A 13,228-nucleotide genomic window follows, 5' to 3' on the forward strand; every position below is an offset into this window, starting at 1 on the left:
TCTTCTTGTGAGATAAAAAGTAATGCCAATAAAGTGGTTCAGTTACCCACAATGAAGAATACAGACTTTAAAGGTGTGGGTTCTACCCAAGGCGAGCAGGCCTTTGATATCAATATCTTGTGTAATGGGGGTAAAAACATTCAGACACCTGATAAAATTAGTGTCAGCTTTGACTATGAAGCTGCTAATAACAACAATAGTGTTCTAAAAAATATTGCTCCTACTAATACACAAGCAAAAGGGGTGGGTACGCAACTGGTATCTAAATATAATAAAGCTGATAAAGTTATTGCCAAGGGCGAGCCGCTAAGCCTTGGTACACTTAATGCCAGTCAAACCATAAGCTATACACTGCCAATGGTAGCCCGTTATTACCAAACCGATCGTGTGGTAACTGCAGGTGAGGTGAGGTCGATAGCCACAGTGACTATTGATTATGATTAGATTTGATGGCTTATCTTCAAAAGTAGCCTGAACCATACAGATCATTTTCTGTATTGCCTGAGCTGCACCCAATCATAACGATAGACGCTACTGCAATTAACCACCTGGACATATTGATTCGCATGGTACGCCGTCCTTATCACGGTCTAGCTTGGTATTTCCACATTTGAGTGCTTGTTTGGCTTGTTCACAGCTAACCATCTGCCCACAAGTGCGCGGTAAGCCTTTGCATTGAGAGCCGCCAGCACTTTTAGCAAACAACGGATGCTCTACCTCAACATCACTATAAAATGGATTATTAGTGACTGTAACTGCTGCCTGAGAAGATAAAGCAAAGAGAGATAACGCCATACTTAAAATAACTTTTTTCATAAAACCTACTTTTTTTGATATCTAGAACACTGCTTTCAAGCATTAATAATACCCTATATTTGTTCAATAAAGTGAGTGCTATATAACTAACCGTCAGATTTACACAGCAGATTATTTATAATTTGCCTGATAGACGGGTTAATGCCATAGTTGTTCACTGAACGTTCTGGACAGTTGTACTGTACAGGTCTTAAAAACGTACTTGAACACTAGGTGAATAATGAACATATCGGTGACAAAAGCGGCAAAAGAATGGGGTGTATCAAGAACGACGATCTATCAGAAAGTCAATGACGGTGAGCTTTCCAGAACAGCAGATAAGAAAATAGACGTTTCAGAAATGTTGCGCGTGTTTGGTGAGCCAATTTCTAAAAAACGTACTGAACGTTCAGTGAACACTGTCCAAAGTACACCTCTGAACAGTCAAAGTGTTCAGTACAATACGGACATTGAACACCTATTAGCGCTTGAAAAGCTCAAGAATGAACACCTCAGCCAACAGGTAAATGATCAAAAGAAGTTAATTGAAAATTATCAGCAGCAGATAGCACAGCTGAACAAAACGCTGGATAAAGCCAACGCCAGTATCCAGGATTTCGCACAAGTAAGACTGCTAGAGTTTAAGCAAGCTGAAATGAGCGATGAGCCGCTACTTGAACCAGAGCAAGAAAAAAAAGACGATTCAATCGTCGCGACGGCTAAGAAGAAAAAACGGTGGTTCTTTTGACTTTAACGGATATTTGAAAAAACATTAGTGTTTAATCTTTGGTAAATAGCTCTCTAAAGCCTTATTAGGCTTGTTAAAGCTTTCAGGCTCTCGTTGTATGATATTAATCATTTCGCGCTTAAATGCGTCAGTCTGCATTTTGCCGTCATAACTTAGGCTTGGATGGTTGTTATAGTCATTCATAAACTGCACGTTATCAACGATAGACTGTATGGTAGCTTGTGACAGGGTGCCGTCTGCACTGGTTAGCTTGTCTAATGTTTTCCGATGGAATTTGAGCGTTAGGCCCTCGTAACCTTTGCCTCTACTTTTTTTATGGTACTCAACAGTAATTTTATAGTTTGTACTCTCATTTACCTCATCTATAGCAGTCTCAATCACACGCTCTCTAAGCTGTCCAAATTGCTTATACTTACCTTTAATGCCCATAACATAGCGAAAATCGTCTAAATCCATAGATTTAGTATATTGGTACCGACCTACCCAACAAACAATTAATTCATATAAGCGCATAGAGTGAATACTTGAGAGCTCAGACACCTCCATCAGCCTATATTTTGTGAAGTTAGCTTTTAGCTGTGTCAAATAAGGCAGTACATCCTCTGCAAATGTTATTGTTATCTGTTCTCCATTGGGGTCGTAAAGAACACCGCTAACAAAGCGAGTACGAAGCGTTTTATTATCCTCCAGTGCTATCAGTACCTCCCTATCAAAAAGCCGATTACTAGCTTGCTCTAAATCTCTAAAAGCATTCTTCTTGGTGCTATCGGTATAGAATATTTTTGCTACTTCCTCAACTGTCACCGTAAACTTGGTTTGCTTAGTAATATTTGGCGCATCAGGTCTACTGTCAATACGACTAATACAAGTCAGTAATAACTGCTTTTCTTTAGTAGTCATGGTATAAGCTGCTAGAACAAGCTCATTGGATTGTACGACTAGATTGTTTTCCATATTTTTTTCGAATCCTTGCTTAATCTACTGTTATTTCCAATAATAACCAAGATTCACTTTAGCATATAAAACTACAAATAGTATCAGTATTTTTTTGTTGTGTTTATTCTACTCATTTTGTGTTTATTCTACTCATTTTGTGTTTATTCTACTCATTTTGTGTTTATTCTACTCATTTTGTGTTTTTTCTCTTTGTAAGCTATTGATTTTAAAGGTGAAAAAAGTCTCTTAAACAGGAGTAAACAGGATTAAACAGGATTAAATAAAAACCCTTAAAGAAACGGGTGATAAAATTTTTTGTGGATAAGTGAAAAATCATCACTTTAACAACGTAGCTTGCCTCAGCAATTTATCCCTCAGTAATCGTTTTTTTGAGGACTAGATTAAGGACTAAACCCTCGACTGGGTGTATTAGTTCTACTCACTTGATGATGATAGGACTCTAAACCACCCTGTAACGCTTTGTGTTGGCTTTCAGACAGCTCTTTGCCATATTGCTCATTAAACGTCTCTAAAGTGGCTTTAAGCGCCTCTGAGTAGGTTTTACGCTGGGTTGGTGGTAAAGAGTTAACATCACGCAACGCAAGTTTGAATTGCTGACAGGTTTTATCCAAGGTATCTGCTAAATATTCTTTGGCAACGTCTCTGGCCTCAACTGAATGACTATCATTATTGATGTAATGGTTTAACCCTTCTATGTAGCTAGACGATGAGATGATGTCCCGAGTCATTCTGCCAACCCCTCCTGCGCTACCGCCTAGCTTGTCGATGATGCTGGTATTAAATGCCGCTCGTTTTTGATCGATATTGTCTCTGAAATCTGTAAAATGCTTGGTAAGCGCTAGATACTGCTCACGTTCAGCGTTAGGATCACGCAACAGCTTGATAATGGCTTTGTTGTTTTCAACCAGCGTGTAATCAAAACGTTTGGCCACTTGGCGTAAGTGCGCGGTAAATTCCACGGCTTTATCGTGGTCCTCAATACCATGGCGCTGTGCAAACTCGCTAAGTTGCGCCACTTGACGCTGATCAAATTTATCAGGGGCGTCAGCCGCGGTTTCTCCTTGCTCCCATCTGATAGCCATCGCCTCACCATGACGTTGTATCAAGCGCATCGCTAGGTGCAGCTTCATACGTTCAGCATACTCAAAGATTCTCTCATCTTTAAAACGGTTTGCTCGAGTGTCTCGATCAATACGTCCTTCTTGTCGATCAAGTCGAGCAGCTCTTGCTCGTCGTGCGTCGTCATCGAAGGGGCTGGGGGCTGGTCTTGCACTTCGCTCAGTTGCTTTGTTAATTTCAATATCTGACTTTCCGATAGCTTCAGTGATTCCCTCAATTGCTTGTTTTGTGTCATCACATCGCTTTGGTAGGTTTTCGCATCGTTTAGCTGCCCAAGCAATGCCTGATTTTGCCTCTTCAACGCATCGTTTTGTGTCGTCAACTCGAATTGCCGTTCTATTATTTTGTTCTGTGCAGTACGTAATGTGAGGTTCTGAGCTTCCAGAGAGTTGTTTTGCAAAATCAGCTCGCTGTTTTGTGCCTCCAATGCTGCCAGGTAGTCTTGCATTTTTATTAGTTGCCCAAGCAAGTCCTTTTCTAAGTGCGCTAATTCGTCGCTCATTGTCTGCCTCCTGTTTGATATGGTTCTCAGCCACCAAGTTATTACGTGCTTTGATGGCGCGGTTGGTATTACCTTTTTCGGTCGTGATGCCTCGGCGCTCCATTGCCGTCGCCTCTACTCCCATTTTAATGGTGGGCTGCTGATCAAGCCCCTGATCCTTGTAACTGCGCGCATCCATCAGCGGTAGATGATATTCGGCCAATACCTTATTGGCGGTATCTACCCACATCTCACGAATACGCTTAATCTCCTGCATCGATGACGGCAGATCATGCGCCTTACGTTTTTTATTGGACCACTCAAACGGGGTCTTAAGCTTTGGATCAAATGCCAAGGTTTTATTTGGTCCAATGGTAGGCGCTCGAGTAGTGACTAAAATATGCGCGTGAAAATTACGCGGATCAGGGTTTTCCTCACCCTCACGCAAATACTTAGAGCTTGGCGGTACATTAGGATCAAAAGGCAACTTCATCACCGGACGATGGATACACACATCCGCAATCACATCCATATCGTCACAAAGCTTTTGAGCAAAGTTGATAGCCAGTGCATGACGCTCTTCCTCAGACAACTCGTGAGGCAAATTAATCAGCCACTCACGCGCCACTCGACTGTCCGAACGGGTCTCTGCCGCTTCGGCAGTATTCCAAAGCGTCTCTCGATCCACACTCACACCCAGCGCCTTTAGCGAAAATGGTAAAACAATATCGCTACTCATCACCCCAGACTTTTTACTATAGTCATGGGTCTTGCCATATTTGGCATCATCAAGCACATCGCCAGCACGATAGGCGGCACACGCCACAGCCGACTGTCCTGCTTTTCGAGAAATCGCCTTTGTTGCAATGTGTACCATCGTCATAAAGAGTCACCTGCTATTTTTGCTTTTTGCACACCACCGCTTTTTGTGGTGTGCGGGGTTTGGGGTTTCCCCAACGAAGAAGGATTCAAAATTAAGAATAGTAACGAAGTGGATAGATTAAATTTTGAGTCGTTACTTCGCCCTTAGTCAGGGAGACGCCACTATTAACCCTTAGTCAGGGAGACGCCACTATTAAATAATAAACTAAGCTATCTAAGGTTTCGGATGCGAAGTAGCGACTCAAAATTTAATCTTACCACAAGTGATTGAATGATAGTGAGGTGCTTGCTATGCTGAGTAAAATTTAATCGATAAGGGTAAATGCAATGTCAGTATCTAATAATAAAGCGCCTGTGTCTATTTTTGATAGTCAAGACTCTAATGAGCTAAAAGAGCGTCAACGGTTAGAAGAGTTAAAACGCCAAGCTAAGGTTCAGCAGGTAAAGCTAGATAAACGCTTGAACAAGCAGAAGATTCTAATGGGGGCATTTTAGGTCAGGTATTGGCAACTGATGGTGAGAGCGAGCAGATGATTCGAGAGTATTTTGCGATTCATTTTCCAGATTTTTTAACGAGAAAATCGGATAAAGAATTGTTTAAAAGTATGATTGAAAGTTTGGGTGGCGATGTGGCCTTGGGTGAGGAAGAGAGTCCATTTGTAGCCAACGCAAAAGAAAATAATCAAGAGGCGGTTGATCAAAATATAGGACTTGAAAATAATCAGCCTAGGAGTAGTCACCAAACGCAATCTGACTCTATGGCTAATTATGGGGAGCAGGATTCGCTACTAGATGACAATAGTTATGCTACTGGTGTAAATAATCCAAACTATCATGGGCAATAGGTTATGTTTGTTGAAGAGCATAAAGCTACGTTAAATAAGCTTGTATCAGCAGGCATTAAAAATTTTCTTATTTATTGCTTAAAGTATTTGTCATAACGTCTGTTATAGAAGCAAGAACGGTACCCTAGTGAGGACTTGAATCTTGGCTGTAGACTATATGCGCTAGTAAATATATCTATTAAAATAATGACAGTGTACTTCGTGGTGTACACAAACTGAGCTATTCGAATATAAATATTAACTAAAGGCTTTCTGCTAACAAATTATGATAAATACTATATTTACATCAAAGATTGATTTTTGGTTGGCGTTTTTAATATTGGGTTCTAGCTACTACTCGTTTTGGTGCCTGTATGGGAATGGATGTACAACAATAGTTCTATTAAAAGAATAATATTTATAAGCCTTTTTACCATACCAACTGCGTTACTGTTATTGGTACTGTTTTTTAATATAAAGTACACTTTAACAGCTGACACATTGTTAGTGAAAACGGTTTTTCTATTCAGAGTATCTCGTTAGAAGACATTACCCATATCACTCCTACTAGCAGTACTTTATCTGCTCCAGCACTGTCTTTAGATAGGATTGAGATAAGATATGAAGGTGGTAGCATAGTGATATCACCAAAAGACAAAGATAGGTTCAATCATGCCATACAAGAACGTGTACCAGCATTAAAAACCGATGATAATAATGGGCTGATAAAGAGTTAGCATACAGATCGATGCGCTATACAGGCATCGATCTGCTAGTGTTCGATATGAAATTAATAACTATAAAACACACGGCACAAATCACTTCAACATTCAAACAACATTTCTGTTTCTAAGCATGGTGTTTTACTTATAAGAATCATCCAATTAGTTAGTATTTTATAAAAGCTAGAAAAATTCATTGTTTCTTCTAGTTCTGTATCATCATAACCCCAATAAATTAATACTTCATCCTTTCTAACCTCTGCTCCCCATAATTAGCCATAGAGTCAGATTGCGTTTGGTGACTACTCCTAGGCTGATTATTTTCAAGTCCTATATTTTGATCAACCGCCTCTTGATTATTTTCTTTTGCGTTGGCTACAAATGGACTCTCTTCCTCACCCAAGCCCACATCGCCACCCAAACTTTCAATCATACTTTTAAACAATTCTTTATCCGATTTTCTCGTTAAAAAATCTGGAAAATGAATCGCAAAATACTCTCGAATCATCTGCTCCCCAAGATTGCCCCCACATGTCATAAAAGTTCAAGCTTCCTTGTTTTACCTTTTTAATTTCTTTAAGCCCTTCATCCATCCAGTTTTCTAGATAGCTCAATCCAAGTCCTCCATCATCATTCAAGAGGTTAAAAATTAGTCCCTTTATATTTGAACTGTTTTCTAAAATTATACCTTCTGGATATAAATCTCCATTATTCCATCTATCAGTCCAAAACAACTTAACTAACATACTATTGTCCTTTTAAAAGGGTATACCCTAAGGGAACCACCTATTTCACCCTTCAAACCTATTAACAGACCACTTAAAACAGACTGGTATAATGGAACCACTTATAACAGACTATTTTAGGTGTTTATGTTTATCAGAGCGTATCTACGAGCGTCTACCAAAGAACAAGATGCTAAGCGTGCCAAAAGCGAGCTCATAGCATTTGCCAACGATCATGGCCACAAAATTGCTGCCTTCTATGTCGAAAACGAATCAGGCGCTATCTTGGCGCGACCAAAGCTGATGCAGCTGATTGAAGACGCTCATAAGGGCGATGTGATCTTAGTTGAGCAGATTGATCGCTTGGCGCGTTTGAACCAAGCTGATTGGGATACGCTAAAAAGAATGCTATCAGAGAAAAAGCTCTCTATCGTATCAAAAGAGCTGCCGACCTCATATATGGCGCTTCAATCTGAAAGCAGCACTGAATTTATGAGCAGTGTATTGCAGGCCATTAACTCGATGATGCTGGATATGCTCGCAGCCATTGCTCGAAAAGATTATGAGGATCGCCGTAACCGTCAGATGCAAGGGATTGCTCGTGCTAAGGCAGAAGGTAAGTATTCAGGACGCAGGAAAGATATGGAGAAGCGTAAGATTATTGCCAGTCTACTCAAATCAGGTCATAGCTATTCTGAGATACAAGGTATGACCAAGTGCTCACGGCATCTGATCGCTGATGTGGCCAAGGAAAGACCGAAGATGCTCAGTAGTCATTAAGTGGTTCCAATATAGTAGTCTACTATGAGTAGTCTATTAATGGATTAATGAGCCTTTTAGAGGGTCCCTCGGTGTACAACTATAAGCAACTCGACGGCAGCCATTACTATCAAATTCTTACATATAAATTGCTCGATAGGAGTCAAATCTATTATAAATAGAAGCTCGCTTACTACCTGACTCAAGTAGATTAGGGCGGTTCAGTTTTTACTATGACAGCAAACAAGCGTATTAAATACCGTTATGACGATGATACTTTTATTGTTATTTATTGTAACTAAAAAGCTTAGAAATTTGACTACTAGTTTCCATTAGAGTATAATACTGCACCTAATATATCCTATTTGCAACATACATAAGTTAACCTAACTTATGGGCCATCTTATTAAATTAAATCTTTCGAATAGAAAATTATTTTAATACCCTTTACCATATCTCTTTTTTAAAACTCAGTTAGTTAATGTATTTGGTCTATCATGTTAGAACCATTTATAAATAACCGAACGCCTATCCTTTTGTAAATTTTCTAGGAACTAGGATGAGTTTTGTAGAGCGACCGTTAATAGGGTTTAAATGCCTTGTGTATTTATTGATACAACATAGCCACCTTTTTTTAAATGGAACCCTTATGAAAAAAATTCTTCTAGCTACCTCTGCAATCGTTCTAAGCATTTCAAGCGCCTTTGCTTCTGATGGTAATATCACCATTACAGGTCAAATCACAGACAGAACTTGTACTGTAGATAGCAAGTCTAAAGATTTAGCTGTAGTGCTGCCTACTGTATCTGCTGTGTCATTAGCGCCAGGTCAAACTGCAGGTCGTACCCCTTTTACTATTAGCTTAACCAACTGCTCGGAAGGTAAAGTGGCTACTTACTTTGAGCCAGGCTCTACTGTAGATTATGATTCAGGCCGTCTAAACAACGCTACCGGTACTGCTGAAAACGTACAAGTTCAGCTACTAGGCGACAACAACCAAGTTATCCCAGTACTTGCAAAACAGCAGGCACTCAAGCTAACTCTCAAGAAATTAACGTAGCCGCTGGTGGCTCAGCCGCTTTAAACTACTATGCTGAATACTATGCTAAAGCTCAAGCTACAGCCGGTAGCGTAGCCACTTCTGTTAAATACACGATCGTTTACCCATAGTCACTACTTTAGTCACTAGAAAGTTGACCATGTTGTAAGACTAAATGAGCTAAGGTAAGCAATTACCTTAGCTTTTATATTTTAAATTACAGAAGAGGTACAACATCATGCTACTGAATTGCAAATTATTAAGCCGCAAAATGTGTAGAACAGCTCTACTGACATTAATGCTACCTTTTACAGCTGCTAATGCTGATGTGGTTATCCATGGTACACGTGTTATATACCCTTCTGATGCTCGTGAAATAACCGCTAAGGTACTAATGAAGGCACAAGCCCAGCCTTAGTGCAAGCTTGGATCGATGAAGGCGATGCTAAAATCACTCCCGATCAATCCAAATCACCATTTGTTATTACCCCGCCTATCACTCGTGTTGAGCCGGGTAAAGGCCAATCGTTACGAGTTAGTGCTTTGCCTGGCGTTAATTCGCTTAGCAAAACTCAAGAAAGCTTGTTTTGGTTGAATGTATTAGATATTCCGCCGAAACCCACTAAAAAAGATGCTGATAGTGGCTCAGATAACTTTTTGCAATTGGCGATTCGCTCACGTCTTAAGTTCTTTTATCGTCCTGCAGGACTTAAGGGGGATAGCTTGTCTGCGCCTAAACAATTACAGTGGTCAGTTCAAGGCAATACCTTGACCATTAAAAATCCCACTCCTTATCACGTTACTATTACTTCTATTGTGCAAAAACCTGTCGGTGCTGCAACAGATAAAGTAGAGGTACTAACTGATGGGATGATGCTAGCTCCATTTTCTGAACAAAAAATTAATGTTAAAAACCCTAATCTAAAAGGCATGACCTTTACCACAATCAATGATTATGGTGGCCGAGTACAGCAGGTAGCTGAATAAAGGGTTATTTTCACCCCTTTAACTATTTATAATCATACGTGTTTTAATCATGCGTGTGCGATAAAGGGTGACTGAAACCATGGATAAGGCAAAAATAATAAAAAATCCTATAAAACGTACGCTTAGCTACTCACTATTACTGGAGTGGTAACCTTAAGTCTTTCAAGTTTGACAGTGGCTGCTGCTGAAAATGGGGACTCCGGAGCGATATCTGCTGATTTTGATGCAGGTTTTTTGATTGGTGATGCCAAAAAAATTGACATCAACAAATTTGCTAATGGCAACCCTATTTTACCAGGTGAATATAGCTTAGATGTTTATGTTAACGGCAACTGGTTTGGCAAACAACGCTTGGTATTTAAGCCTACCCCAGATGACAAAAGCTCATTCACTTGCTTTACGCCCAAGCAACTACTTGAGTACGGCATCGAAGCTGAGCTGATTAAAGAAAAGGCCAAAGACTCCACCAATAACTGTCTACCGCTTGAGCAGTGGGTAGATGCTGCCTTTTATAACTTTGATATGTCAAATTTGAAGCTTGAGATCTCTATTCCTCAAATTGCCATGCAAAATAATGCCCGAGGTTATGTCGATCCTAGTATCTGGGATAGGGGAATCAATGCCGGTTTTGCCTCTTATAACGCCAGTGCATACAAAACCTTTGATAACGCTCTCAATCAAGAAAATACGAATGCGTTTGTCTCACTCAATGCTGGGCTTAACTTGGCTAGCTGGCAGCTTCGTCACAATGGACAGTGGGCCTGGTCCGACCGTGAGGACAGTAAGTCTGAATATACTGCAGTAAATACCTATTTACAGCGCGCTTTTCCTAAGCAGCGTGGAGTGCTTACTTTAGGCGATAGCTTTAGTGAAGGAGATATATTTGATACTTTCGGTTATCGCGGCGGAGCTTTTGCCAGTGATGATCGTATGCTGCCCAGTAGCTTAAGTGGCTATGCACCGCGTATTCGAGGCAATGCCAAGACCAATGCTAAGGTAGAGGTGCGCCAACAAGGTCAGCTTATCTATCAAACCAATGTATCAGCCGGCAGCTTTGAGATTAACGACCTATACCCCACAGGCTTTGGTGGACAGCTAGAAGTGTCTGTCATTGAAGCCGATGGGGAAGTACAAAAATTCTCTCTTCCTTATACTTCGGTGGCTCAAATGCTACGCCCTGGCTTAAGCCGCTATGCGGTGGTAGCCGGTAATTACCGCAACAAAGAGATTGATAAAGACCCTTTTATTGTACAGGGTCAGTATCAGCGCGGTATCAATAACTTCATTACTGCCTATGGCGGGGCACAAGCATCTGAAGAGTACAAAGCAGTGGCTCTGGGCAGCGCTTTTGCTACGCGATTGGGCGCAGTGGCTTTGGACGTAACCCACTCAGATACCGATTTTAAAAACCGGGACTCAGAAACCGGACAAAGTTACCGTGTCAGTTATAGCAAGCTGATTAGCCCAACCAATACCAATGTAACTTTGGCCGCATATCGTTATTCAACGCAAGGTTTTTACCGTCTGGCAGATGCCTTTAAAGCCCAAGAGCAGGACAGAGAGGGTCTTGGCGCCTTATATATTGGTAAACAGCGCAGTGAGTTTCAGGTAACCTTAAACCAAGGCTTACCTAATGAGTGGGGTAACTTCTATTTAACTGGGGCTTGGGTGGATTATTGGGACAAACAAGAAGATACTAAACAGTATCAGTTCGGTTATGACAATACGTACAAAGGTGTCAGCTACGGCTTATCTGCCAATAAACGAGTGGTAGAAAATGCCACATCAGGCAAAGTTATTGACGACACTCAGTATATGCTTACCTTATCGCTACCGTTATCTATTAAACGCAGTGCGGTTACCCTAAATTCATACTCCACTCAAGACAATTCCACAGTCGGTATCAATGGCTCGCTTGGCAACAGAGCAAGCTATGGTGCTACGTTATCTACTGACTATGGCGAAAACCCAAGCTTAAATACCAATGCTCAGTATCGCAGTAATTATACTACCTTATCAGGTACTTACTCTGTGGCCGATGGCTATCAACAACTGGGTCTGTCTGCTGGAGGTAACGTAGTAGCACACCCAGCCGGTGTGGTATTTGGTCCTGATCAGGGAAGAACCATGGTATTGGTTTATGCACCAGGTGCTGAAGGTGCTAAAGTGAATAATACCGATCAGCTTACCATTAATAAATCCGGCTATGCAGTTATCCCTTACGATACTCCTTATCGTATTAACGATGTATCATTAGATACCGTAGGCATGTCCGATGATGTAGAGCTTGAGGGTGCAAGTCAACGAGTCGCTCCGTATGAAGGCTCAGTGACTAAGGTAGATTTTTTAACCAAATTAGGTAAGGCGATATACATCCACACTGTTGATGACAGAGGAAATACTCTGCCTTTTGGTGCAGATGTCATTGATTCGAATGATGAACATATTGGTATAGTTGCTCAAGGAAGCTTGGTATACTTACGGACACCAAAGTTATCTGATACCATCACCGTTAAATGGGGTGATGAACAAAATGAGCAGTGTCAAATGGCGTATGATATAACCAATTTAGCCAAAGATAAAACCCAATCAATGATTACCCTAGAAGGGGTATGTCATGGATTGTAAGAGCTACTTCTTGTCAGCGGCTGTACTTGTGGGCTGTAGCCTTGGTGCAACCCAAGCACAGGCAAGGTGTAGTCTAAGCTATGGCTTTACTACGGTAAATATTAATATGGCTATTGGGAAGGTAACGGCTAAGCCGAACGACCCAGTGGGTAAAGTTTTATACACTCGGCGCGTTAATATACCTGCTAATCCTAACTCTCAAATGGTTTGCGATTGGTGGAGTGGGGGCACAGTACAGGCAGTTATCTTGAATAATCAGGGGCTTGCAATGCAGCCTAGTATATATAAGACTAACGTACCAGGTATTGGTATTCGCTTGTATCGAGAGTTGATAGGTGGAGATGGTTTTTCGGGATATTACCCTTATTCTTCAAGTTTAAATAGGGATACAAGATACTCTTTAGGTGAAGGGTACTTTGTTATTGAAATTGTTAAGACGGGCGAGGCTACTGGTACAGGCAGCCTAGCGCAAGGTCTATACAGTAGTTATTACCTTGAAGGTTATTCCAATCGTCCCATTCTAACCAGTACCGTAACTGGTGATACCATTACGATTACCTCT

Annotated in this window: 11 protein-coding genes and 4 pseudogenes; 10 read left to right on the forward strand and 5 right to left on the reverse strand. The window is 40.9% G+C overall.

What is annotated here, in order from left to right; all coding sequences use genetic code 11:
* A partial coding sequence (locus tag JMV76_RS14185; RefSeq protein ID WP_201503133.1) for a fimbrial protein occupies positions 1-444 on the forward strand: 444 nt, incomplete at its 5' end.
* 96 nt (positions 445-540) lie between these two features.
* On the opposite strand, the gene JMV76_RS14190 is transcribed toward JMV76_RS14185, so the two are convergent.
* Positions 541-816, reverse strand: a complete 276-nt coding sequence (locus tag JMV76_RS14190; RefSeq protein WP_198331067.1) for an excalibur calcium-binding domain-containing protein — start codon at positions 814-816, stop codon at positions 541-543.
* A 220-nt stretch (positions 817-1,036) separates the two neighbouring features.
* Between JMV76_RS14190 and JMV76_RS14195 the strand changes: the two genes are divergently transcribed.
* Positions 1,037-1,543, forward strand: coding sequence for a plasmid replication DNA-binding protein (locus JMV76_RS14195; protein ID WP_201503134.1), 507 nt, complete (start codon positions 1,037-1,039; stop codon positions 1,541-1,543).
* 24 nt (positions 1,544-1,567) lie between these two features.
* Here the strand turns inward: JMV76_RS14195 and JMV76_RS14200 are convergent, their stop codons facing one another.
* Positions 1,568-2,497 carry a replication initiation protein gene (locus JMV76_RS14200; protein WP_201503135.1) on the reverse strand — a complete coding sequence of 310 codons (930 nt, stop codon included), beginning with the start codon at positions 2,495-2,497 and terminating at the stop codon, positions 1,568-1,570.
* Positions 2,498-2,880: 383 nt separating this feature from the next.
* Positions 2,881-4,983 (reverse strand): MobA/MobL family protein, encoded by a 2,103-nt coding sequence (locus JMV76_RS14205; RefSeq protein WP_201503136.1) that lies wholly within the window; start codon positions 4,981-4,983, stop codon positions 2,881-2,883.
* A gap of 326 nt (positions 4,984-5,309) precedes the next feature.
* Here JMV76_RS14205 and JMV76_RS14210 point away from each other — a divergent pair, with 326 nt between their 5' ends.
* From JMV76_RS14210 to JMV76_RS14970, 3 genes are all read left to right on the forward strand, one after another.
* Positions 5,310-5,477 (forward strand): hypothetical protein, encoded by a 168-nt coding sequence (locus JMV76_RS14210; protein WP_201503137.1) that lies wholly within the window; start codon positions 5,310-5,312, stop codon positions 5,475-5,477.
* Positions 5,478-5,485: 8 nt separating this feature from the next.
* On the forward strand, positions 5,486-5,827 hold the full coding sequence (locus tag JMV76_RS14215) for a hypothetical protein (protein WP_201503138.1): 342 nt from the start codon (positions 5,486-5,488) through the stop codon (positions 5,825-5,827).
* 536 nt (positions 5,828-6,363) lie between these two features.
* Positions 6,364-6,543 (forward strand): PH domain-containing protein, encoded by a 180-nt coding sequence (locus tag JMV76_RS14970; RefSeq protein WP_265090321.1) that lies wholly within the window; start codon positions 6,364-6,366, stop codon positions 6,541-6,543.
* A gap of 220 nt (positions 6,544-6,763) precedes the next feature.
* Here the strand turns inward: JMV76_RS14970 and JMV76_RS14225 are convergent, their stop codons facing one another.
* Positions 6,764-6,961 carry a hypothetical protein gene (locus JMV76_RS14225; protein ID WP_201503139.1) on the reverse strand — a complete coding sequence of 66 codons (198 nt, stop codon included), beginning with the start codon at positions 6,959-6,961 and terminating at the stop codon, positions 6,764-6,766.
* A gap of 16 nt (positions 6,962-6,977) precedes the next feature.
* Positions 6,978-7,274: a hypothetical protein gene (locus JMV76_RS14230; RefSeq protein WP_201503140.1), complete on the reverse strand. Its 297-nt coding sequence runs from the start codon at positions 7,272-7,274 to the stop codon at positions 6,978-6,980.
* A 126-nt stretch (positions 7,275-7,400) separates the two neighbouring features.
* Between JMV76_RS14230 and JMV76_RS14235 the strand changes: the two genes are divergently transcribed.
* The 5 genes and pseudogenes from JMV76_RS14235 to JMV76_RS14255 form a co-directional block, all read left to right on the forward strand.
* Positions 7,401-8,033, forward strand: coding sequence for a recombinase family protein (locus tag JMV76_RS14235; protein ID WP_201503141.1), 633 nt, complete (start codon positions 7,401-7,403; stop codon positions 8,031-8,033).
* Between the two features lie 628 nt (positions 8,034-8,661).
* Positions 8,662-9,182 (forward strand): annotated as a pseudogene (locus JMV76_RS14240) (fimbrial protein).
* 140 nt (positions 9,183-9,322) lie between these two features.
* Positions 9,323-10,038 (forward strand): annotated as a pseudogene (locus JMV76_RS14245) (fimbrial biogenesis chaperone).
* Between the two features lie 79 nt (positions 10,039-10,117).
* A pseudogene (locus JMV76_RS14250) lies at positions 10,118-12,666 on the forward strand (fimbria/pilus outer membrane usher protein).
* A pseudogene (locus JMV76_RS14255) lies at positions 12,656-13,228 on the forward strand (fimbrial protein); the annotation flags it as partial. The pseudogenes JMV76_RS14250 and JMV76_RS14255, both read left to right, overlap by 11 nt.

Origin of the sequence: Psychrobacter cibarius (assembly GCF_904845955.1) — a bacterium.
In the GTDB taxonomy this organism is placed as follows: Bacteria; Pseudomonadota; Gammaproteobacteria; order Pseudomonadales; family Moraxellaceae; genus Psychrobacter; species Psychrobacter cibarius_B.